The organism is Alcaligenes phenolicus, assembly GCF_032063905.1.
GTDB classification, from domain to species: domain Bacteria; phylum Pseudomonadota; class Gammaproteobacteria; order Burkholderiales; family Burkholderiaceae_B; genus Alcaligenes; species Alcaligenes phenolicus.
This window is the reverse complement of the sequence record NZ_DAMBOE010000004.1, coordinates 151,814-175,121: the sequence shown is the minus strand read 5'-3', so window position 1 is coordinate 175,121 and position 23,308 is coordinate 151,814. Positions and strand designations below refer to the sequence as shown.

Genomic DNA, 23,308 nt, shown 5'->3' with positions numbered 1-23,308 from the left:
TCTCTCGCCGCTAAGCGCCAGGTGCCTAGCGGCGTATCTTTTATGCCTTTAAGCAGTCTGGCAGTGGCTTTATTGTTGGCCTTTCCCTATCAGACGCAAGCGCAAGAGGTTGAGGAGCTGGACCGCATTGTGGTCAAGGCCGAGCAGGAGCTCAAGCAGACCTTGGGCTCTTCCATTATTACCGCCGAAGACATCCAGAAGTCCCCTCCCGCCAACGATATCTCCGAAGTTCTGCGCACCATGCCGGGCGTGAACCTGACAGGTAACTCGGCCAGCGGCCAGCGCGGTAATAATCGCCAGATCGATATTCGCGGCATGGGCCCGGAAAACACCATGATTCTGATTGACGGCAAACCAGTCAGTTCACGTTCTGCTGTGCGTTTCGGCTGGCGTGGCGAGCGCGATTCGCGTGGGGATACCAACTGGGTACCTGCCGAGCAGATCGAACGCGTGGAAGTGCTGCGCGGCCCGGCAGCGGCACGTTACGGCAACGGGGCTGCGGGCGGTGTGGTCAACATCATCACCAAGCCTACGACAGACAAATTCCAGGGCACCTACTCCTTGTATGGCAACTTGCCCGAACATAGCGATGAAGGCGCCACGCGACGCATGAGCTTAGGCTTGAGCGGCCCGATCAGCGAATCCTTGTCCTTCCGTTTGTACGGGAACCTGAACAAGACGGATTCGGACGATCCGGAGATCAATAAAGGACACCAGACCGAGCGTGGTGGTGCCAATGCGAACAGCTTGCCTGCTGGACGTGAAGGCGTACGTAACAAGGACATCAATGGCCTGCTGTCCTGGCGTCCAGATAGCCGTCAAACGGTGGATCTGGAGGCTTCCTATAGCCGCCAAGGCAATATTTATACGGGTGATACTCAAAACACGAATACCAATGACGAGGTCAAGCGCCAGCTGGGCGACGAGACCAACAAGATGTATCGCCAAAGCTACTCGCTGACGCATCGTGGCGACTGGAATGACAAGACGAACTCCCTGGCCTACTTCCAGTACGAAAAGACGCGTAACTATCGTTTGCTGGAAGGCTTGGCCGGAGGGACTGAGGGTGCTTTTAATGATCCATCCCGAGTCAAGGATGGAGGTTTCGGCACGGCGGACCTGACCACCATGACGGCCCACGCCGAGGCCAGCCATCAATTCAAGACCGGCAGCGTCGAGCAATACGCCACTATCGGTATGGAGTGGGTTGGGCAGGAGCTGAACGACAAGTCCTCGGACTTGGCACAACGTAACCCGACCCGTATTCCTGGTGTGCCCAACAAATACAAACCCAAGTCGCGGGCGAATATTTACTCGGTTTTCGCTGAAAACAATATTTATGCCACCGACAAGACCACGGTTACCCCAGGTTTGCGTTTTGACTATCACGACAAGCATGGCAGCAACTGGAGCCCATCGCTTAACCTGACTCATGCCGTGACGGATAACTGGCTCTTGAAAGCCGGTATCGCCCGTGCTTACAAGGCGCCTAACCTGTATCAAAGCAATGACGGCTACACCTTGTACAGCCTGGGTAACGGCTGCTGGGGCAATACCACGGGCAGTAGCACGGGTTGCTTCCTGCAAGGTAATTCAGACTTGAAGGCCGAAACCAGCATCAATAAAGAACTGGGCGTCGAGTACGTGGGTGACAACGGTCTGGGTGCCAGCCTGACCTACTTCCATAACGATTACCGCAACAAAGTAGAAGCGGGCCGTTTTGCAATCGATAGCTTCACGGCCTTGAACAATCAACAATTAATTCTGCAATGGGAAAACATTCCCAAAGCCGTAGTTTCGGGTCTGGAAGGTAACTTGACGCTACCTTTGGCCGAAAACTGGCTGTGGTCCACCAACTTCACCTACATGATCGAATCCAAGAACAAGACCACGGGTGAAGCGCTGTCCACTATCCCTAAATACACGATCAATACAACTCTGGACTGGAATGTAAATGCCGATTGGTCCTTACGTGCCAAGGCAACCTTTTACGGCGAGCAAAAGCCACCAAAATACGACTACTACGGTCAGCCTTTGACGGGTTCTGCAACCGACAAGGTGTCCCCTTACGCCTTGTTTGGTCTGAGCACGCAGTACAAGATCAACAAGCATTTCCGCATCAATGCAGGGGTTGATAACCTCTTTGACAAACGCCTGTTCCGTCGCGGCAATGCTATCGGTGTGAACCTGGGAACACCCAACTACATCTACGGTGCTGGGGCCTACACATTCAACCAACCCGGTCGCACTTTCTTCCTGGGCTTGAGCGGAACGTTCTAAGCGGTTTTATCTACAACTCAGGTATATAGCGCCCCTCCCTTTCATGGAGGGGCGTTCTTTTGTGCCCGAAAAATACAGCCGAGCGTCAATATTTCAACCTTTAAATGTTCTTTTTGACCTTCATCAAGACCGGAACTTTGTATTCTTCATATGCTTATAACTACAAATAATGTAAATGGGTTCAACCCAAGCATAGGAAAGGAAAACACATGATTCCAAGCGCCGAGCCCAAAAAGGGCAAGCGACGTTTTCTTAAGGAATTGCTGGGCCTTAGTGCCGGGGCCACGATTATTCCTATTCAGCCTGTTCAAGCTGCCATGAACAGCCAGCCTCCACGACGTAGCGGTGGGAAAGATGGGGCCCGCTACGGCATGGTGGTTGATCTAAGAAAATGTATCGGTTGCCAGGCCTGTACGGTCAGCTGTTCTATCGAAAATGCACCGCCTATCGGGCAGTTCCGCACCACGGTTCTGCAGTACGAGGTGCTCGATGAACAGCAGCAGGCGGCCATGCTGAGCCTGCCACGTCTCTGTAACCACTGCGACAACCCGCCCTGTGTGCCGGTCTGTCCTGTGCAGGCGACGTTCCAGCGCGAAGACGGGGTGGTGCTGGTCGACAACGAACGATGTGTTGGCTGTGCCTACTGTGTTCAAGCCTGCCCTTACGATGCCCGTTTCATTAACCATGAAACCCAGACCGCCGATAAATGCACCTTCTGCGAGCACCGCCTGGAAGTGGGGCTGCTGCCCGCCTGCGTGGAAAGCTGCGTGGGTGGCGCACGCGTCATTGGCGATATGAACGATGAAACCAGCACGATTTCCCAGCTGCTTAAAGAGCACAAAGAGGAAATCCGCGTACTCAAGCCCGGCATGAATACCAACCCGCATGTGTTCTACATCGGTTTGCCCGATGAGTTCGTTGATGGTGTGGATGGGCAGGCCAGTGTGCGTCTGACCAATCAGTTCTAAGGGGCCGTTATGTCTATTATCGAAATTCTGACCCCCGCCTACGAAGTTGCCTGGTTACCTTGGGCGGTTCAATACTTTTTCCTGGTTGGTATGGCTGCTACCAGCACCGTCTGGGTATGGCGTTGCGCCTGGTCCAGCGACAGCGCTTTGCGTCGTCTGGAACCTGCGCTGATGATTGTGTTGCTGTGCAGCAGCATTGCCGCTCCCGTGTCCTTGCTGGCGGACTTGCACCAACCCGGTCGTTTCTGGCATTTCTACGCCCACTTCACTCCCTGGTCGTGGATGTCGCTGGGTGCTGTGCTGTTGCCGCTGTTCGTCGGCCTGTCTATGGCCAACGTGTTGGCCTGGTGGTTGAACAAACGTACCCTGTGGCGCTGGTTGAGCCTGGCTTTGCTGGTTTCGGCCTTGTCGATTCTGGTTTACAGCGGTTTTGAAGTCATGGTGCTGCGTTCACGCCCCTTGTGGAATACCGAGTTCTTGCCCATCAACTTCGCGTTGACAGCTGCTTTGGCCAGTCTGGGCGCTATTTTGCTGGTTGCTCGCCTCTTGCCCGGTGGCGTGGCCAATTTGCCGCTGGAGTACGTACGCCGTTGGTCTTTGGGCGTGGTGTTGACCTTGATCGTCGTGGCCCTGTTCTGGGTGGGTTCTGGTCTGATGGGCTACAGCCACTCCTTCGGTTCGGCCTGGGAACTGTTTCAGACCTATCCCGTCTGGCGTTTGGGCTTCCTGGGTTCCTCGGCGTTCGGTCTGCTGCTTCTGTACATGCTCAGCCGTCCTGTCCATACCTTGCAAGGCAATCTTTATAGCTTGTTCTGTGCTGCTTTCATGCTCGGCTCTGCCTGGGTGTTTCGCTGGATTATTTTCATGGCGGTACAAGGAGTGCCTAAATACGGTGCCGGTTTGTACCTCTACACCATGCCCTTAGGCAGCGATGGTCTGCTGGGGATGCTGGGTGTGCTGGGCTTGTGTATTGCCTTGCTCGCCGCCAGCACCACCCTGCTCTCTCTGTTCCCGGCCCGCCGTTCGTCTTTGACGGCCTAGGCCCTACAGACTCACTAGCTTTCAGGTACTTATCGTCATGAGCAAGAAAAAAGAAACTCCTAACCTGTCGCGTCGACAGGTATTGACCCGCGGCGGTGCTGCTGTGGGTGGTCTGGCTGCCTTTGCGGCTGGTTATAGCGACACTGTAGTCAAGGCAGTCCAGGGTCTGGGCCAAGGTACAGCCGGTGTACCCACCGCACACGCAACCCGTGGCAACTCCTTGCAGGCAGAGTTCCGTATTGATCCGATTACCGGTTTGCTTGATACACAGCCCGGTCAGATTGTGAGCCCTTCCAGTTGCCTGGGCTGCTGGACGCAGTGTGGTGTGCGCGTACGTATTGATACGGAGAACAACAAGATTCTGCGCATCGCCGGTAATCCTTATCATCCTTTGGCAACCACGCAGTCTGCTCCCATGGAGCAGCCAGTACGCGAGGTTTACGCCATGCTGGGTGGTGAAAACGGCTTGGAAGGCCGTGCCAGCGCCTGTGCCCGCGGCGCTTCCATGCTGGAGCAGCACAGCAGCCCTTACCGGGTTCTGTCGCCTTTGAAGCGCGTCGGTCCGCGTGGTTCAGGCCAATGGGAGCGCATCAGCTTTGAGCAGTTGATTGAAGAGGTCTGTGAAGGCGGCGATCTGTTCAAAGAAGGTCATGTCGACGGTTTGCGTGCAATTTGGGATCATGAAACCCTGATTGACCCGCAAAACCCCGAGTTTGGTCCACTGGCCAACCAATTGTTGTTCACGGATGCCGCGAACGAAGGTCGTACACCGTTGGTCAAACGCTTTGCCGAGCAGGCTTTTGGCACGATCAACGTCAGCAACCACGGCTCGTACTGTGGTCAAAGCTTCCGTGTCGGTACAGGCGCTGCCATGGGCGACATCAAAGGTATGCCTCATGGCAAACCTGACTGGAAAAACGCCCGTTTTGGCCTGTTTATTGGTGCCGCACCGGCTCAATCCGGTAATCCCTTCCAGCGTCAAGGCCGTGAGCTGGCAGAAGCCCGTTCGCGTCCTGAAAACACCTTCAAGTACGTAGTTGTTTCCCCGATCTTGCCAACGTCCTCCAGCCTGGCCTCGGGTAGTGGCAACCGCTGGCAGCCTGTTCTGCCCGGTACTGACTTGTCCCTGGTCATGGGCATGTTGCGCTGGATTCTGGAACAGGAGCGTTTTGATGCTGAACACTTGTCCCTGCCCCACGCTCCTGCCGAGCAGGACGAAAACACCGCTTCCTGGACTAACGCCAGCCATTTACTGATTGCTGATCCTGAGCATCCTGGTTTTGGCCGCTATTTGCGCGGTACAGACCTGGGTTGGGAAGTAGCGGAAGGCACTGAATCGCCCTTTATTGTTCAGGACGAACAAGGCGAGCTGCGCGCCCATACCGATCTGGATCGTGCGACGTTATTTGTCGACCGTACCGTTGAGCTGGAAGGCAAGGATGTACGCGTCTGTACTGCGCTGAACATGCTGCGCGAGCGCAGTCAGGAAAAATCCATTGCCGAATACGCCAAAGGCTGCGGCATGGACGAAGAAACCCTGATCGAGCTGGCCCGTGAATTTACCAGCTACGGTCGCCAAGCCGTGGCTGACGCACACGGCGGCACCATGAACGGTTCCGGTTTCTACACGGCTTACGCGATTGCCATGTTGAATACCTTGGTGGGTAACCTGAACCTGAAAGGCGGCCTGGTGCTGGATGCCGGCCCATTTGGTCCTTTTGGCCCCGGCCCACGCTACAACTTCGCCCAATTTCCCGGAAAAGTGACGGCCAAAGGCGTGTCTTTGTCGCGCCATCGCTTCGCTTACGAAAAATCCAGCGAATTCAAGCGCCGCCAAGCCAATGGTGAAGCTTTGTACCCCGCTCCTGCTCCTTGGTATCCCGCTGTAGGCGCCTTGAGCAGTGAAATGATTGCATCGGGCCTGAACGGCTATCCATACACCAGCAAAGTGTGGATCAACCACATGAGCAACCCGGTCTATGCGATTGCCGGCTTTAAAAATGCCTTGCTGCACAAACTGAAAGACCCTGCGGTTCTGCCCTTGTCGATTTCGGTTAATCCCTTTATCAACGAAACCAATACCTACGCAGACTACATCGTGCCAGACACGGTAACTTACGAAAGCTGGGGTGTTTCGGCACCCTGGGCCGACGTGATCGCCAAGTCCTCGACCCTGCGCTGGCCTGTGGTACAGCCACGAGTAGATCGCACGGCCGATGGTCAGCCTATTAACCTGGAAAGTTTCCTGTTTGCAGTAGCTTTGCGTTTGGGATTGCCAGGTTTTGGTAAAGGCGTCCTGAAAGACAAGGCAGGCAATGCCCACGACTTGCTGCGCGCCGAGGATTTCTATCTGCGGGGCATGGCTAATATCGCCTTTGGTGCTGGCCGCCCGGTGGGCGACGCATCCGACGACGATATGCGCATCACCGGTGTGGATCGTCTCTTCCCTGATCTTCAAGCGCGTTTGCATCCTGAAGAGCAGCGCAAGGTGGCGATGTTGTTGACACGCGGTGGTCGATTCGACCGAATCGAAAACGCCTGGAAAGGAAATCAGCTGAAAAATCGCTACAGCAATGCTTTGCAGATCTGGAATGAAGACCTGGCCAAGATGCGTCACACCATGACGGGCGAACGTCTTAGCGGTTGCCCTACTTGGTACCCCACTCGTTTGGCTGACGGCAGCCCAATGCGCGAGCATTTCTCTGAACAGGAATGGCCCTTGCTGATGAGCTCCTATAAATCCAACCTGATGAGTTCCATGTCCATCGGGATGTCCCGCCTGCGCCAGGTCCACCCGCACAATCCGATTTCCTTGAATCTGGATGATGCGAAGAACCTGGGTATTCGGAATGGCGATCGCATCCGCGTCAGTACACCAGGTGGTGCGGTTGAAGGTGTTGCTTTGGTGCGGGGCGGTATTATGCGCGGAGCCATTGCAATTGAACACGGTTTTGGGCATACCGAACTGGGTGCCCGTTCGCACCAGATTGATGGTGAGGCCATGCCTCACCTGAACGATCTGGCTGCAGGAGTGAACCTGAACGAATTGGGTTTTGCTGATCCAACCCGTGGCGATGGCCAGGACAACGTCTGGATTGACTGGGTTTCTGGCGCGGCTGTGCGACAGGGCTTGCCAGCCAAGGTAGAAAAGTTGTCGGCTTAAAAGCGCCCCCTCTTTCAAGAGGTTTTTGAAAGATAAGAACGCCGATTGTCCTTTGGATGATCGGCGTTTTTCTTTGGCTTGCTTATGGACGTATGCAGGCTTGTTTGTTCAAAGCTCCGATTTGGTTTTGAAGAAAGCCCTTGATGTGAATGCGTGGGTACAAGAGTATGAGAGCAGAAATGCTCCCTATCACAGTACTTCCCTCTGATGTCGCATCAATAAGCAAACCGATGGTAAGTAAATTCGCCCTCTTCTTGTTGAAGACTATCTTTTCAATGAGAAAAACTCTTTTCCGTTAATTGCATTTCACTATTTTCAAGTTGGTCTGGTCACTAACTGATTGGGGTAGAGTATGGGAAATGCAGAGATACGCTAAACTTGCACAATCTTCGCGGGTATCGGCTCCAGACTACCCCACCCTACATTCCTACATTCCTACATTCCTACATTCCTACATTCCTACATTCCTACATTCCTACATTCGGCTTCAGTTTCAGGGCTTGAACACGCCTGTACAAGTCTTCATCTTCTACTTACCTACTCTTATGAACCCTTTTGTTCTTATCTCCGGCTGCTCTGGTGGCGGCAAATCTACTTTGTTATCCGAGCTGCAAAATCGTGGCTATACGGTTATCCAGGAACCTGGGCGACGCATCGTGCAGGAACAGTTGGCCAGCGGTGGCTCTGCCCTTCCCTGGCTGGATATGGAGGCCTTCCTGAATGAAGCGATAAAGACCGCGCAAGATGACTATTCCAGCGCCCCGAGAGATGGTGGATGGGTATTTTTTGATCGAGGCTTGATTGATGCGGCCGCGGCTTTGCAGGAATTAAAGGGAACGCCACTGCTGGATGAACTCAACAAGAACTGCCCTTATCATTCACAGGTGTTTTTAACGCCTCCCTGGCCTGAAATATACGAGGCTGACCCAGAACGTCGTCACGATATGGACGCTGCTTTGCGTGAGTATGAGCGCCTGGAGCGTGTTTATCCCCTGCTGGGTTACCAAGTGAGTCTGCTGCCCAAAACAAGCGTAGAAAAGCGTGCTGATTTTATCTTGAAGGCGCTAACTCAAGTGTGAGTGCAGCTTTATTATGGAAGGTGCCGATCGCTAGAAGGGGCAGGCTCACACGGCTCCACACTCCGCTTTCGGGCTGCGTTTCACTCCAGGCTCTGTCCACAAGCCCCAGAGTATCCAGTACCGCAACAGACACAGTAAAAGCCTCCCATAAAAAAAGAGCCGCCAGTCTTGAAACTGACAGCTCTTTTTACTTCATTTAGGCGTCAATCAGCCTTTCAAACCAGGCATCACACGCGACAAGGTGCCTGCAACCGTACGCTCCAGCACATCGACCAGAACAACCGTCTGCTGATCCACTTCGATATTGAGCTTATCGCCCGCCTTGTAGCGTGAGAACGTCGTCTGGCGCAAGGTTTCGGGAATCAGGTTGATGGTCACAACGCCGTCTTCCACATCCGCTACGGTCAAGCTGCAGCCATTCACGCCCAGAAAACCACGCGGAAACACGTATTTCGCCCAATCTTCCGGCATCTGAAAACGCAGACGGTTACCGGCCTCGGTAATGCTCAGTTCCAGCACTTCAGCCGTCGTTGCGATATGACCAGCCATCACATGGCCGCCAATTTCCTCGTTCAACTTGGCCGATCGTTCGATATTGACCAGATCACCCGTTTTGAGTGTGCCCAGATTTGTGCGCTCCAGCGTGACGGGAATCGCATCAAAGGTGACTTTAGGGCCAGAGATGCTGGTCACGCTCAGGCACGTGCCTTCCACGCTGACACTGGCACCCAGTTGCAGATCCACCAGCAGCTCGTCGGTGAAGTCGATTTCAAACTCGGTACGGCCCAGCTCGGCCTTGACCGCTGTAAGAGGACGAACCGCTTTAACAATTCCGGTATACATCAGCACGCTCCTTCGCAGAATTCATGCAAAAGACCAACGGCTAATGCAGGGAAGATTTTCAGATTTTTCATTTGAACGCATCCTTGATTAAACAATGCGTCCTCCGGGCAGCAATAAAACACGCCGCTGCCTTGATCACAAGGCAGCGATGCTTCATCTTCTTTCATCCGGACTCTGACCGTCGGCCCAGGTTTCTCACCTGATCTGCTGACCTTTCCCTGGCGGAAAGCGCTCGCGGGCTGGGGAATGGCTCCCTTACCGCCGGTGGGGAATTTCACCCCGCCCTGAAGACGTTTGCAGTGTAAGACCGGAGCCCAAGTCTAATCAAGCCAGACCCGCGCCGGTCGCCACGCTTAAGCCTTGCGATGCACGCTCAAGCCGGCAAAGCTTTGCGCCACTGGCATCAACTCGATGTAGTTGACGTTCATATGGGCAGGCGCGTTCATGATCCAGGCAATGGTATTGGCGATATCGTCAGGCGTGAGCGCATCCACGTTCTGGTACAGCGCTGCGGCTTTGTCTTTATCGCCCAGACGCACAGTCGAGAAGTCCGTACCGGAACACAGGCCAGGAGCCACGGTAGAAACACGAACTGCGGTACCCGACAGGTCGGCGCGCAGGTTCAGGCCCAGTTGATGCACAAAAGCCTTGGTAGCACCGTACACATTGCCGCCTGCATAAGCGTATTCGCCCGCAGTCGACCCCAGATTGATGATGTGGCCCTGATTGCGCTTGACCATACCCGGCAGCAAAGCGTGCGTAATGTGCAGCAGCGCGCTGATATTGGTGGCCACCATGGTGTCCCACTGATCCATCTTGGCGTCTTGCGCCTTATCCACGCCCAGTGCCAGACCGGCATTATTGATCAGCACATCAATATTGGGAAAACGAGCTGTCAGATCAGCCAGCACCGCTTCTGCTCGCGCACGATCGGTCAAATCCACGCTGACCGGTACAAAACGCTCGCCCAGCTCGGCGGCCAGTGCATCGAGCTTGTCCTGACGACGCGCCAGACCCAGCACGGTGTGTCCTTCAGATACCAATTTACGGGCAAGCGCAGCCCCAAACCCTGAGGAGGCCCCGGTGACAACGGCGGTTTTCATAGTGCGATCCCTATACAGCTCGCTGCTCGTTAAGCAGGCGACAATTAAAGCATTAAGGATAGCAAACTTCAGGAACTTCGTAGCCCCTTCCCCCTAGGGAAAAAGCGGACAAATCCGTCTATGGAAATGCCCGCTTTTTTCTGATCCGGGCATCAAGCCGCAGGACGCTCCAGACCCAGATGGCCACGCAAGGTGGCGTGCTCGTATTCCTGACGGAACAGGCCGCGTTTTTGCAGAACCGGAATCACCTGCTCAACAAAGTCACGAATGCCATTGGGCAAGGAAGGCGGCATCAGGTTAAATCCATCCGCACCTTCGTTGCGCCACCATTGCTCAATCTGATCCGCAATGGACTCCGGCGTACCGACCATGGTGCAGTGACCGCCGCCAGCAGCGATTCGGCCCAGCAACTGGCGCACTGTCGGTTTTTCCATTTCCACAATGCGCAGCATGGTGGCATAGCGCCCTTTGGGGCCTTTGAAGCTTTCCAATGGCGGCAGTGGTGGCACTGGCGCATCCAGCTCCCAATTCATGCAGTCCTGGCCAACAAACATGCCCAGCTGACGCAAGGATGTCTCGGCGGGTAGCAACTCGTCCAGCTCTTGCTGCTTGCGGCGCGCCTCTTCCATGGTGGAGCCCACATAGGTCACCAAACCCGGCATCACGGGCACATCCACGCCACGGCCCGTTTCACGCACGCGTCGTTTGATATCGCGGTAATAGGATTGGGCCGAGGGCAAGTCATAAGCCACAGCGTAAATAGCCTCCGCTTTGCGCGCGGCCAAATCACGGCCTTGTTCAGAAGCACCTGCCTGAAACAGCACCGGCTGTCCTTGCGGCGAACGTGGCAAGGTCAAGGGTCCATCCACCAGGAAGTGATCGCCCTTATGAAGGATCTGGCGAACCAGATCCACTTTGGCGTAATCGCCCTTTCTGTCCATGACCAAAGCACTGTCGCTCCAGGAGTCGAACAGTTGCAATGCGGTATCGACAAACTCCTCAGCCCGCGCATAGCGCCAGGCATGATCGGGCATGGCTTCGTAGCCGTGGTTACGCGCTTCCGAGTCAAACATGGATGTCACCACATTCCAGCCCATCCGCCCATTGGATACATGATCCAAAGAGCACAACATGCGTGCCGCCACAAACGGCGTGTAGAAGGTACTGGAAACGGTACTGATCAAGCCGATACGTTCGGTGGCTCGCGCCAGCGCAGCCATCATGGTCAAGGGTTCCAGAAACCAGCGCGGACCATCGGACACGTTATCGCTGGACTGACCATCGGCAAAGAAAATGGCGTCCAGCTTGCCGCGCTCGGCAATTTGGGTCAGCTCTTCGTAAAACCGGACATCGCCTAAACGTTCGACCTGCGAATCAGGATGACGCCAGGCTGCTTTGTGGTGCCCGCAGCCCATAATGAACAAATTGAAATGCAGCTGTCTCATCCGTTTTTCACCAATCCACCGTCAACGACCAGATTCTGTCCTGTTACGGCACGCGCCCACGGACCGGCGAAGAACAAGGCCGCATCGGCAAATTCCTCGGGCGTGGTCACGCGGCGCAAGGGTGTGCTGGCCGCAATCAAGTCAAACACCGCTTCGGGTGTGGCCGCGGACGCGTCGGTTGTACGCAGCAAACCACCGGAAATCATGTTCACGGTGATCTGATCCGGCCCCAGATCGTGCGACAAGGTGCGTGTCATGGACAACAAGGCCGCCTTGGCCGCGGTGTAGTCGTGGTAAGGCACCACGGGGTTCTGAAACAGGTTCGTGCCGATATTGATAATGCGACCAAAACCGGCTTGTTTCATGCCGGGCAAGGCGGCCTGTGTGGTGTTCAAGGCCCCGCCCACAATGCCTTCCAGTTGCTGGTTCAGCTGAGCCCACGTCAAGGTATCGGCATGGGGACGGGCATCGCCGTTGAAGGAGAACTCGGGCAAGGCATTATTGACGACGGTGGTGATGGGCTGGCCAAAGTGCGCCTGCGCCTTGGCAAACAAGGCTTGTACCGAAGCCGCATCCGTCACGTCCGCCTGCACGGCCAGACATTGCTGCGGAAATTCGTCCGCCAGCGCCTGAGCGGCTGCCTCACTTTTCAGGTAATTGACCACAACTTTGGCGCCCTGGCCTGCAAAGGCGCGTACCAGGCAAGCCCCCAGGCCGCGTGCGCCGCCGGTGACCAGGACAAGTTGTTGAGAGAGTTCCGAGACGTGTTCCACAGACATGACATTCCTTGCAAAAATTCGGCGAGGATGTCGGCCCAGTTCGGACGCAGGGCTATGGATTCGGACATCCCTTCGCCAGTATGAGCTGGATCAGGTTCGACGGGTTTTATCTCAGCCCTTTCCAAGAAGGACACCCCGTGCCGCAGGCAGACCATAGCATAAATCGGACTCAACCGTATTATTGACATTTGAAAGAAGCTCTCCTACTCTTCTAGCCTGTTCCTGGGGGAGTCCTTAACGGGCTGAGACTCCGCATTCAAGCGGTAACCCTTAGAACCTGATCCGGATCATGCCGGCGAAGGGAAAGGAAACGCGGCCTGGCAGCCTGCCCGCTCTTGTCTGAGCGGCGCATTCACAAGCTCACACGCCCCATTTCAATCCCTCCATTTTTCTGCGCCCTGTACTGGCACCCTGCCAGCCTGGCCGGTTTGTGCCTGTTCAAACAGGCTTTTGGGGAGATCTCATGCTGGACCAAAGTGCCACCCTCCTGTGGCTAATCGTTTTTTCCGCTGCTTTTGCCTTGGCCGGGGTGCTCTACGCCCGCCACTACAACAGCTCCTTGGAAGACTTTGTGGTGGCTCGCAACAGCCAAAGCTCGGTCGCTACCATTCTGACCTTATTGGCCTCTTCATTGGGTGCCTGGATTCTGTTCTCGCCCGCACAGGCAGCCAGCTGGGGCGGTTTAAGCGCTGTCATCGGCTATGCCATTGGCTCCATGTCGCCCCGTCTGGCCATGATTCCACTCGGTAAGCGCATGCGCGAATTGCTGCCTCGCGGCCACAGCCTGAGCGAGTTTGTCATCGCCCGCTACGGTCGCCCCATGTATGCGCTGACTCTGGTCATCATGCTGTTTTACATGTTTATCTCCATGACGGCAGAAATCACCGCCATGTCCAAGATGATCACCCTGATTGCCCCGATTCCTTTGTGGGTCACGGCCAGCATTGTGTTGCTGGCCACGCTGATTTACACCTCTTACGGCGGGCTGCGCGCATCCATCTTCACCGACAAGGTGCAAATGTTTGTGATTCTGCCCATGCTGTTCCTGATCGTGATGTTCGGCTGGCAAGCGGTGGGCGGCCCGGTACAGTTGTTTGACAACGTGAAACTGGAAGCGCCTCGACTGATCGAGCTTAGCGATCCCGTAGGCGTGAAGGCTGGCCTGACGTTCTTTGTCGCCATCTTGCTGACCGGCCTGTTTCACCAAGGTAACTGGCAACGTATCTATGCCGCCAAAGACACCAAGTCCATGCGTCGCGGCTTTTTGTTGGGCGGTTTGTTTGTAGCGCCCTTCATTTTCCTGATGGGCCTGTTTGGCCTGGCCTTCGTCGGTCTGGGCTCGCCCGGTGACAGCTCCGTGGCCTTGTTCAATGTGATTTTGCCGCACGTGCCTGTCTGGTTCCTGGTGCTGCTGATTCCGTTAGGTCTGTCCCTGGTCATGAGCAGTGCCGATACCGCCATCAGCGCTGTCTCCAGCCTGATTGCCGTGGACTTGAGCCGCATCATGCCGCATCGCAACACCGCTCAAATGATGAGCCTGGCGCGTTCCCTGATCTGGATTTGCTCCATTCCCGTACTCTACGCCTCCTCGCAAGGCTTTAGCGTGCTGTACTTGTTCCTGCTGGCGGACTTGCTGTGCTCGGCTGCGGCCTTCCCGGTTTTCTTTGGCCTGTACAGCCGCCGCTACGATGGCTTTACGGCCACCATCAGCACCATCGGTGGTCTGGTCGCCGGTCTGGCCGTATTCCCGCGCCCCAATGGTCCTATGGATTACTTGCTGGAGTCCTTCCTGCTGGCCGCGATTGTGCCGGTAGTGATCAGTGTTCTGATCATGCCCTTGCGTCGTCACCTGCCCAAGTTCGATCTAGGGTCTCTGGCTTCCTCCACGCGCGTACTGGACTAAGTCAGATGCACCGAGTTTCGGCTTGAAACAAAAACCCCGGTTTGTATGCTGCAAACCGGGGTTTTGTTTTAAAGGCTTATGGGACGGGGCTTTCAGGCTGTGCTTGGGGAGTCTGCACAATAATTTCAACCCGTCGATTCGTCGCGCGACCTTGCGAGGTGCCATTATCCCCCAAAGGCCGGGTATCGGCATAACCGACAGCGCTCAGGCGCTGGCTGCCAATTCCGTTGGCTTCCATATAACGCACCACACTACCGGCACGCGCACCTGATAGTTCCCAGTTGGATGGGTAGCGATAACTACGAATCGGCACCGAGTCCGTATGGCCTTCAATCACAATGGGATGAGTGGATTTCTGCAGTACGGCAGCCAGTTGGCGTAATACCGTCAAGCCTTCCAGCCCCAGATCCGCACCGCCCGAGTTAAACAGAATTTCGCTATTGATGCGAAAGCTCACGGATTGGTCGTTCATGACCACATCAATATTGTCACCCAAGCCGTCCAGATCCAGACCGTGATTGCCTTTGCCTTGTCCTTCACCCTGACCGGAGTCCGGGAAAAGGCCTGCCCCAGCAGGCAGCAAACCGGCTCCGTCCTTGCCTGCTTGGGCCACGACCGTAGCTCCTCCCTGCCCTTGCCCCTGCGCCGCCGTTTGTGCCCGCTTGCCCGCAAAGGACAGCATCACAATCATCAAGACCAGCAACAAGGTCATCATGTCCAGATACGTGGTCAGCCAGGCTTCTTCTTCCTCGGGCACCGCCAGCCCTGGATCATTCCAGGGGCGGCTACGACGACGACTGCCCAGATTGCTGGCCAGCTGTTGCTCGATTTTGGCGCCGCGAGCTTGCTCCAGTTCCTTTTGCAAGGCTTTCTGGCGGTCAGCAAGTTCACCCAAAGTCAGGTCCTGCTCCATGTTTCCCATGGGATCAGCCCCGTTCCGGAGCCGGGTCCGCATCATCGTCGCGGCCGCCCCGGTCATTGATCTCGTCCTGATACTGAGCCATGAAGGAGTTCAGCGTCTCACGCATCAAGGCCGGGCCACGGCGCTGGCTCATCATGGACACACCTTGCATGATCATGTTCATCAGGACTACACGCTGTTCGGTACGACGCTCCAGCTTCACCGCCACGGGCTTGAAGACCAGATTGGACAGCAGCACGCCGTAGAACGTCGTCATCAAGGCCAGAGCCATTTGCTGACCAATAGACGTAATGTCGCCATCGCCCAGCAAAAACATCAGGTTGACCAGCCCGATCAGCGTGCCGACCATACCGAAGGCCGGTGCGAAGCTGGCCATCAAACGGAACAATTGCGCTTCTGCATGTTCACGAGCACGAAGACGGCTGATACGCCATTGCAAAAGGTCTTCAATATCTTCCTGGGGTGCCCGATCAATCACCAACTGAACGCCGGTTTTCAGAAAAGGGTTGGCCACTTTTTCCAGCGCCTCTTCCACCGCGCGAATATCTCCCATCATCCACAGACGGGAGATATTGATCAGCTCGTCCATGTCCTGCTGGGTGTACAGGCGTTCGTTGCGCAGCACGGTGCCGATCAGACCAAAAATACGGACAACTTCGCTTAAGGGATAACTGATAAACGTCGCGGCCAAGGTACCTACCAGCACCACGGCCAGACTGGGCAGGTCCACAAACAAGGCGGGGTTTTCTGCCGTAAAAAACAAGATCACGGCAAACAGCAGCACGCTGGCTACGATGCCGATCAGAGTAGAGGGGTTCATGCACAAGTCCTGGTTATGGCCCGATGGGCATCAGGACTACATATCGGCAGTACGGCAGGTTTCTTTAGGCCTGGACTTTGAGGTGGATCAAGTACAAGACCAATTTAATCGTTTATTGGTAAACCGCCTTATTTCAGGCTAGCGCTGGTAATTCACCCGTATCGAGGCCTGCACACGCACAGGCTCCGTGCTGCCCGCCCAGCTCCACACCTCATGCATCAGCACAAAGCCAAGACGTGCATCCTGACCGGCAAAGGCCCTGGTACTTAATACCGAACCATTCATGTCCACACAGGAGCCACCTTGCAAACACAAACGGCTTTTCAGAATGGCGCGCCCATTGTGGTGATAACTGACTTCCACCTTGCCTATGCTTGAAGCCTGTGCTCGCACTGACTCTGCAGGCAGGAAGCTTTGCTGGGTGCTGGGCGAACTGGTGGTGATTGCATTGCTAAGTTGTTCCCCGTCCCAGGCCAGGGAAGCGGCATGACTGGCCAGCGGCATCGAAACCAGGGTCAGTGATATCAAGAATCGATTTAAAAAACTGTTTATAAAAACAGGTTTTTTATTATTTTGGACTTTCAGGAAAAACATAAGCTGTGTTTTTATACAGATAAAAATAAGTTTCTTAATGATACCGCGCAGACATCTTAATTTTTTTTTAACTTTGAGCCGTAAGATACTAATATAAAGAGGATTTTTTCTGGTAGCATAAGCGCATAAATTCACTCCGCCCTTCTGTTTCTCGCCTACCGGGAACTGAAAAATGCCTCAGACCAGAACAAATAAATTCATTCGACGTGCGCTATGTGTTTTATTTTTAGCGCCTTTTTCGATTTCGTCCTTTGCGCAGACACTGGCGCTGGCCGAGCCATCCACACTGGATGAAGCCACAGCCGCCATCAGCTACAACGTGCCGCATCTGGTTTTCGAGAAAAACCTGCAGCCTATCAGCTATAGCGAGAACGATAGCCGCCGCGCGCTTAATGCCCTTAAACACGACGCCCTGATTCAGCACGCGGCCCTGCGTTCAGAAATTGCCTTTGTGCAGGATCTGGAATCGTCCACTGTCCTGTACCAGAAAAACAGCGACGCCGTTCGCCCCATTGCCTCCATCTCCAAGCTGATGACAGCCCTGGTCGTGGCTGAATCCGGCCTGCCCATGGATGAAATGCTGGAGATCATCGACGAAGATGTGGACCGCGTCAAATACTCCAGCTCGCGTCTTAGCGTTGGCTCCAAACTGAGCCGTGCCGACATGATGCACCTGGCGCTGATGTCGTCGGAAAACCGGGCTGCCCACGCATTGGGGCGCAGCTATCCTGGTGGCTTGTCTGCTTTTGTGCGCGCCATGAATGACAAGGCACGTGCCTTGGGTATGCGCAATACGCGTTTTGTCGAGCCTACCGGCTTGTCCAGCGACAACGTGTCCAGCCCGCGTGATCTGGTCAAGTTGCTGACGGCCACCAGCCAGCATGCCCGTATCCAGCAATACACCACGAATGATCAGTACTCCGTGCAGCCTGTTCGTGGTCGCCAACTGGTGTTCAACAATACCAATCGTTTGGTGAAAAACGCCAACTGGGATATTCAGGTCTCCAAAACCGGCTTCATCAACGAAGCGGGCGAATGCCTGGTAATGCTGACCAAAATCGAAGATCGTGAAGTGGCTATTGTGCTGCTGAACTCCTCGGGTCGTTACTCGCGTATTGGTGACGCCGTACGTATTCGCGATCTGGTTGAAAAATCCAACGGCCTGGCCATGCTGTAAGACGCCCTTCGTGCCCCAGCTAAAACTGCTTGAAGACTTTGTAACCCTGGCTCGTGCGGGCAGTTTTGTTCGGGCAGCAGAGCAACGCCACGTCACACACCCGGCATTTGGACGTCGCATTCGGGCCTTGGAAGCATGGGTGGGAACACCCTTGGTGGAGCGCAGCAGCCAGCCCATCACGCTGACACCGGAAGGACAGGTGTTCTACAACACGGCCAATCAAGTGCTGGAGCAACTGAATCGCGTTCGTCGGCAATTGCAGGCTTCGGATCAAGGCGGACAAGGCAGCTTGCGTATTGCCACCGGCCGTAGCCTGGCACGCACCTTGGTCACGGATTGGGTCAGCCGTCTGCAAAAAGGCAGCCACGCCCCTTTGTCGGCCCATATACCTATCGACATCAGCACCGGCATGATGGCCGATATGGCCAAGCTGCTGGCCCAAGGAAAAACCGACTTTCTGTGCTGTTATGAACACCCGGCCTTGTCAATTGAACTGCTGGCCGAGCAAGTGACGTATATGACCATCGCCACTGACAAATTGGTGCCTACCTGTCAGCGCCGCAAGAACGGCACACCTTTATATGAACTCAATGCCGATAGCGGACGCAGCATTCCTTTGATTTCATATTCAGGCGGCTTGGCCATGGCCCGCATTCTGGGTGACAAGCTGCACCACTTCCCCTATCCCCTGGTTAGCACGGTGCGTTGCGATTCTCTGGATACGGCAATGGGCTCGGTATTGAAAGGCATGGGCGTAGCCTGGTTACCCCTGTCCATGATTGCCAATGAATGTCGTCGCGGCACGCTGGTGCAATTGGGCGGCAAAGGCGACGAGATTGCCTTTGAAGTTCGTCTGTATCGCTCCCGAGCTCCGCTCTCGGACCTGGCGGAGTCTGTCTGGGCCTTCACCCAGCAAGGGCGATAAACGCACAAGCAACCGAAAAAGCACGACGATGTGCTGTAACAGCACATCGCAAATAGCCTTAGCAGACACAATACCCTTTCATAACTAAGGATAAACAGGCCCGCAGCGCGCACACTGGCCGCTGCTTGGAAACCTATCCATCGAACGGGGAGCACATCATGTCTTTTTCTTTTCCCAAGCGCAGCTTGGTCCTTGGCATTCTGGGCGCCTGTAGCCTCTTGCAAGCCTCAATCAGCCACGCCGACACCTACCCCTCGCGCAGCCTGACTCTGGTCGTGGGTTATCCCGCCGGGGGCAGCGTGGATCTGACTGCCCGCCTGTTAGCTGAAGAGTTGAGCAGCCGTTTGGGCCAAAGCGTCGTCGTCGAAAACGCAGGCGGTGCTGGTGGCACCATTGGTGCTCAACGCGTACAACGTGCCGCCGCCGATGGCTACACCCTGCTGCTGGGTTCTACCAACGAGATGATCATCGCCGGCATGATCAACAAAGCCGTGCGCTACGACGGGCAAAAAGACTTCACACCTATTGGCATGATTGCCTCCCAGCCCTTGTTGCTGGCAGCCTCCAAAGAGTCCGGTATTCGCTCCGCGGCAGACTATGCGCAAAAGCTGCGGGCGGCCAAACCGGAAGCTTTCAGCTTTGGTTCCTCCGGTGTAGGTACTACCCTGCACCTGGCCGGTGAAATGGTGAACGCCTCGACCGGTACCACCGCCATGCACGTGCCCTACCGTGGTGTCCCCCCCCTGGTTTCGGATTTGATGAGCGGTCAACTGGATACGGCTTACCTTGTGCTGTCCTCGGGCCTGTCGCAAGCTCGCGCAGGCGCCATCGTACCTTTGGGCATTACCGAAACCCATGCCTCTCCTGCTGCCCCGGAGATCCCGCCGCTGGCCGATACGCCCGGCTTTGAAAAGGTCGACATCAACGTCTGGTTTGGTTTGTATGGCCCCAAGGATTTGCCTGAATCCGTCACCAGCACCTTGCGTCAGGCTCTGGACAGCAGCCTGCAATCGGCCAACTTGCAAGAGAAAATGCAATCCAATGGAGCCACGCTTTACGCCCCCGGCATGAACGCGGCAGAGTTCCAGGCCAAAGAGGTCGACAAATACGCCCGTCTGGTCGAACTGGCCAAGCTGCAAGCCGAATAAAACACATGCGCCCCGGTTAGCTGCTGGGGCGCTGGAGTCTTTCCATGCAATTTTCTCTTTCCTTGCCTGACATTCAAGAAGATCGTCAGGGCAATACCGGTGTCCCTGGACTCTGGTGCCTGGACTCGGGCGAAGCGGGCCGTACCGTAATGATCAGCGCCCTGATTCATGGCAACGAACTTTGCGGGGCCTGGGCCTTGAAAGCTGTACTGGCCAGCGGTCTGCAGCCCCGTCGCGGCAAGCTGATTCTGGCCTTCTGCAATCTGGACGCCTTTGATCGCTTTGACCCTGAGCAGCACGATGCCAGCCGCTACGTGGACGAAGACATGAACCGCGTCTGGACCGATCAGAAGCTGTCTCAAACACAGACACAAGAACAGCGTCGCGCACGAGCGATTTTGCCTTGGCTGGAACAAGCCGACTGGTTGCTGGATCTGCACTCCATGCATGAACCCAGCGCCCCCTTGTTATTGACTGGCACCTTGGCGCGCAATATCGAGCTGGCCCGAACCCTGGGCGCACCCGAGCATGTGATTGTGGATAGCGGCCATCAAGACGGCGTACGCATGCGCGATTACGGCCGATTCTCTGATCCTGAGGCACATGAAGCGCGCTCCTTGCTATTGGAATGCGGCTTTCATGGCGACCCTGATACCCCGGCGATCGCGCTGGACCTGATTGCCCGCTTTCTGCTCGCCTCCAAGATTGTAGAAGAGGAGGATTTGCCCGCGGACTGGCGGCTAGCCTCTCCTGACACGCAGCGCGTTCTGCAAGTCACCCATGCGATTGTCGCCCCTTCCATGCAAGTCAGTTTCGATCAGAACTGGCAAGGCCTGGAAACCTTGGCCGATGCAGGCACGCCGATTGGACAAGCCGATGGCCAGGCTTTATTGACGCCCTACGATAACTGCACCTTGGTCATGCCTTCGCTGCGCCAGCTACGTCCGGGTGTCACCGTCGTGCGTCTGGCACAAAACTACGACGCCCTTTCATAAATCGCTTAAATCTGACGTTCAAGCCCTGAATACCAAGCCTAAAGTGGCATTCTCAATACCGAGAAAAAAAGCGGAACTTGGCGGTACTTTGGCTACCAAAGCCTGCATAGCCATCCTACAATCGGCACATGTGCATCGCTTATATCGCCGTCGGAGTTAATGCAGATTGGCCGCTGATTATTGCCGCCAATCGCGACGAATATCATGCTCGCCCCAGCCAAGCGGCTCAACCTTGGCGGGACGAGCCCGATATTCTGGCGGGTCGGGACCTGCAAGCCGGAGGTACCTGGCTGGGCCTGACACAAAGCCGTGGACGGCTAGCCTTGCTGACCAATTACCGCGAAGCCCCCAGCAACAAAAACAGCAAGCAACGCTCACGCGGCGAGCTGATCCCACAGTTTCTAAGAGACAAGCGCAGTCCCGCCGACTATCTGGAACAGCTCGCCCAGGAAGGAGCCGATTACGCAGGCTTCAATCTTTTTGTGCTGGAATGGCCGGACAAGCAACAGCCTTTACGCATGGGCTATTACAGCAACCGTCATCCCAATGGCAGCCCGCATATGCTGGAACCAGGCGTACATGTTCTGAGCAATGCCTGGCTTAATACACCTTGGCCCAAAAGCCTGTTTCTGAAAGAAACCCTGCAGGCACAGCATTTTGATGGCTCGCCACCAGCGGTAGAAGGCTTGTTTCAGGGTTTACGTAATCAGGAAGTCGCAGCCGATGCCGACTTGCCCCAAACCGGCTTGAGTCTTGAGCACGAACGCTTGTTAAGCAGCCCGTTTATTGTCAGCCCCAATTACGGCACCCGCTGCACCACCGTCATCACTATTAATCAGCGCGGACATGGAATGCTGCGTGAACGCAGTTTCAATCCGCAGGCAGAACCGACCCGTCAGCATGACTGGCCTTTGTTGTGGCCCAGCTTTCATCCTGACAGCCAGCCCCACCCCTCTCATAACAGCAACAGGGCCCCTGAGGGCCCGCTTAGCCACCTTACTTCAAGCAAGGAAACCTCATGAGTCCTCGTCTTTCATTGATCGGCATTGCCATGTCGCTGGCCTTATTGAGCAGCCCCATCGTGCACGCCCAGGAACTCCCCCCCAGCCAGTATTACGGTTCAACCGAATACATCAGCGGCGGCATAGGTAGTGATGAAGCCCAACTGTTTCGCATGGTGCGCAACACCTTTCCCTTGTCCGTGAACTTTTCGGCCAACCAGGGTGAGCGCGTCGGCTATATCTCCGATGTGCAGCTGGTTATCCGTAACAGCAACGACCAAACCGTGCTGAACAGCCTGATCGACGGCCCCTACTGCCTGATCCGTCTTGGCCCCGGCAATTACAAGGTATTTGCTACTTACCAGGGCCAGACCCAGGAGCGTCAGGCCACTATTGTTGAAGGCCAGCCCCGCGAACTGAACTTCACCTGGAAGTAGGATAGTTACGCTTATACGTATCCAGACCCATGGCCTGGATTTGTTCTTCAATCAACTGCTCGAAAGGCCGGAGCAAAGGGCTGAAATCCCGCTCCGGCTCCATAATCTGCATCAACCGGACAATTGCTTCCAAGGTCGACACAGCCTGCGGATCAGGCGCTTTACGCAGTCTGTAGCGCGACGCCTGTCCTTCAGGCAACACCCAATACGGCAGGGCTTGCAAAACCGGATTGCTGTGCAAGATCAGGCGTGCCTTGCGCCAGGTGCCATCTGGCACCACGATCAGATCCGGCTTCTCCTCTGGGCCTGTTGAGCCCGCCACCTTGGCTTCTGGTCCCGGAAACAGCAAAACAGGACGATGCGCCTGAGCCAGCCGGGCCTCCAGCTCAGCAAACTGCTCTCCCACCCATAGCTCTGTCCCCTTCAAACCCAAATACGCCAAGCGCGCAGTATTAAGCGCATGCCGGGCTTCGGAATGGTGCTGCAAAATCAGCACAGGACACGCCGCTTCTATCGAAGGGATCAAGGGACACAAGCAACGAGCCAAGGGCCGCTGACACTGTGCACAGCGGCCTGGTCGGGTAGAAGGGGAAGAATTCATGCGAGAGCGCCAAACAGAAGGCCACAGTATATAAAAGTTCTGCTTTGAAACAGGTGCCTGGTTTGCTGGCAAGCAAATTTACTG

Annotated in this window: 21 protein-coding genes and 3 riboswitches; of the genes, 12 read left to right on the top strand and 9 right to left on the bottom strand. The window is 55.6% G+C overall.

The genetic code is table 11. The features are described from left to right. The first annotated feature begins 42 nt into the window (after positions 1–42). From U2949_RS10425 to U2949_RS10405, 5 genes are all read left to right on the top strand, one after another. Positions 43–2,280, top strand: coding sequence for a TonB-dependent siderophore receptor (locus U2949_RS10425; protein ID WP_276539646.1), 2,238 nt, complete (start codon positions 43–45; stop codon positions 2,278–2,280). A 209-nt stretch (positions 2,281–2,489) separates the two neighbouring features. Then, entirely contained in the window at positions 2,490–3,248 is a 759-nt protein-coding gene (gene dsrO / locus U2949_RS10420; RefSeq protein WP_035273177.1) for a sulfate reduction electron transfer complex DsrMKJOP subunit DsrO, read from the top strand. A gap of 9 nt (positions 3,249–3,257) precedes the next feature. Beyond that, positions 3,258–4,289 (top strand): NrfD/PsrC family molybdoenzyme membrane anchor subunit, encoded by a 1,032-nt coding sequence (nrfD, locus tag U2949_RS10415; RefSeq protein ID WP_321287588.1) that lies wholly within the window; start codon positions 3,258–3,260, stop codon positions 4,287–4,289. Between the two features lie 37 nt (positions 4,290–4,326). After that, entirely contained in the window at positions 4,327–7,452 is a 3,126-nt protein-coding gene (locus U2949_RS10410) for a tetrathionate reductase subunit A (protein ID WP_321287586.1), read from the top strand. Positions 7,453–7,952: 500 nt separating this feature from the next. Beyond that, the gene (locus U2949_RS10405; RefSeq protein ID WP_462675659.1) at positions 7,953–8,531 is read left to right on the top strand and encodes an AAA family ATPase; all 579 of its coding nucleotides are present in this window, start codon (positions 7,953–7,955) and stop codon (positions 8,529–8,531) included. Positions 8,532–8,738: 207 nt separating this feature from the next. Here the strand turns inward: U2949_RS10405 and U2949_RS10400 are convergent, their stop codons facing one another. The 5 genes from U2949_RS10400 to U2949_RS10380 form a co-directional block, all read right to left on the bottom strand. Continuing rightward, positions 8,739–9,374, bottom strand: coding sequence for a riboflavin synthase (locus U2949_RS10400; protein WP_026482619.1), 636 nt, complete (start codon positions 9,372–9,374; stop codon positions 8,739–8,741). Then, positions 9,374–9,541, bottom strand: a complete 168-nt coding sequence (locus U2949_RS10395) for a hypothetical protein (RefSeq protein WP_257724010.1) — start codon at positions 9,539–9,541, stop codon at positions 9,374–9,376. Before U2949_RS10395 ends, U2949_RS10400 begins: the two co-directional genes overlap by 1 nt. Beyond that, positions 9,526–9,670, bottom strand: a riboswitch (FMN riboswitch). It overlaps the preceding gene by 16 nt. A 57-nt stretch (positions 9,671–9,727) precedes the next feature. Continuing rightward, entirely contained in the window at positions 9,728–10,477 is a 750-nt protein-coding gene (locus U2949_RS10390) for an SDR family NAD(P)-dependent oxidoreductase (protein ID WP_009458283.1), read from the bottom strand. Positions 10,478–10,629: 152 nt separating this feature from the next. After that, complete coding sequence (locus U2949_RS10385) at positions 10,630–11,922, bottom strand: LLM class flavin-dependent oxidoreductase (protein WP_321287581.1); 1,293 nt, start codon at positions 11,920–11,922, stop codon at positions 10,630–10,632. Beyond that, on the bottom strand, positions 11,919–12,701 hold the full coding sequence (locus U2949_RS10380) for a 3-oxoacyl-ACP reductase (protein WP_026482621.1): 783 nt from the start codon (positions 12,699–12,701) through the stop codon (positions 11,919–11,921). Before U2949_RS10380 ends, U2949_RS10385 begins: the two co-directional genes overlap by 4 nt. Positions 12,702–12,751: 50 nt before the next feature. After that, positions 12,752–12,849, bottom strand: a riboswitch (TPP riboswitch). A gap of 66 nt (positions 12,850–12,915) precedes the next feature. Next, positions 12,916–13,023: riboswitch (TPP riboswitch) on the top strand. Between the two features lie 141 nt (positions 13,024–13,164). Between U2949_RS10380 and U2949_RS10375 the strand changes: the two genes are divergently transcribed. Beyond that, positions 13,165–14,604, top strand: a complete 1,440-nt coding sequence (locus U2949_RS10375; protein WP_026482622.1) for a sodium:solute symporter family protein — start codon at positions 13,165–13,167, stop codon at positions 14,602–14,604. Positions 14,605–14,680: 76 nt separating this feature from the next. Here the strand turns inward: U2949_RS10375 and U2949_RS10370 are convergent, their stop codons facing one another. The 3 genes from U2949_RS10370 to U2949_RS10360 form a co-directional block, all read right to left on the bottom strand. Then, complete coding sequence (locus U2949_RS10370) at positions 14,681–15,526, bottom strand: OmpA/MotB family protein (protein WP_115633629.1); 846 nt, start codon at positions 15,524–15,526, stop codon at positions 14,681–14,683. A 4-nt stretch (positions 15,527–15,530) separates the two neighbouring features. Further along, on the bottom strand, positions 15,531–16,346 hold the full coding sequence (locus U2949_RS10365; protein ID WP_009454185.1) for a motility protein A: 816 nt from the start codon (positions 16,344–16,346) through the stop codon (positions 15,531–15,533). Between the two features lie 138 nt (positions 16,347–16,484). Further along, positions 16,485–16,874, bottom strand: coding sequence for a flagellar protein FlhE (locus U2949_RS10360; protein WP_257724007.1), 390 nt, complete (start codon positions 16,872–16,874; stop codon positions 16,485–16,487). A gap of 238 nt (positions 16,875–17,112) precedes the next feature. Here U2949_RS10360 and pbpG point away from each other — a divergent pair, with 238 nt between their 5' ends. From pbpG to U2949_RS10330, 6 genes are all read left to right on the top strand, one after another. Further along, complete coding sequence (gene pbpG / locus U2949_RS10355; RefSeq protein WP_088452837.1) at positions 17,113–18,117, top strand: D-alanyl-D-alanine endopeptidase; 1,005 nt, start codon at positions 17,113–17,115, stop codon at positions 18,115–18,117. 10 nt (positions 18,118–18,127) lie between these two features. Continuing rightward, positions 18,128–19,042 (top strand): LysR family transcriptional regulator, encoded by a 915-nt coding sequence (locus U2949_RS10350; protein ID WP_321287576.1) that lies wholly within the window; start codon positions 18,128–18,130, stop codon positions 19,040–19,042. Between the two features lie 158 nt (positions 19,043–19,200). Continuing rightward, entirely contained in the window at positions 19,201–20,190 is a 990-nt protein-coding gene (locus U2949_RS10345; protein ID WP_021446611.1) for a Bug family tripartite tricarboxylate transporter substrate binding protein, read from the top strand. Positions 20,191–20,234: 44 nt separating this feature from the next. Further along, positions 20,235–21,185 (top strand): M14 family metallopeptidase, encoded by a 951-nt coding sequence (locus U2949_RS10340; RefSeq protein WP_321287573.1) that lies wholly within the window; start codon positions 20,235–20,237, stop codon positions 21,183–21,185. A 128-nt stretch (positions 21,186–21,313) separates the two neighbouring features. After that, positions 21,314–22,207 carry an NRDE family protein gene (locus U2949_RS10335; protein ID WP_321287571.1) on the top strand — a complete coding sequence of 298 codons (894 nt, stop codon included), beginning with the start codon at positions 21,314–21,316 and terminating at the stop codon, positions 22,205–22,207. Next, a complete protein-coding gene (locus U2949_RS10330; RefSeq protein WP_009454198.1) occupies positions 22,204–22,623 on the top strand; it encodes a carboxypeptidase-like regulatory domain-containing protein in 420 nt (139 codons plus the stop codon). The genes U2949_RS10335 and U2949_RS10330 overlap by 4 nt, the downstream gene beginning before the upstream one ends. On the opposite strand, the gene U2949_RS10325 is transcribed toward U2949_RS10330, so the two are convergent. Beyond that, positions 22,610–23,224 carry a tRNA-uridine aminocarboxypropyltransferase gene (locus U2949_RS10325; RefSeq protein ID WP_035274295.1) on the bottom strand — a complete coding sequence of 205 codons (615 nt, stop codon included), beginning with the start codon at positions 23,222–23,224 and terminating at the stop codon, positions 22,610–22,612. The two genes, U2949_RS10330 and U2949_RS10325, sit on opposite strands and share 14 nt — an antisense overlap. Between the last annotated feature and the right edge of the window lie 84 nt (positions 23,225–23,308).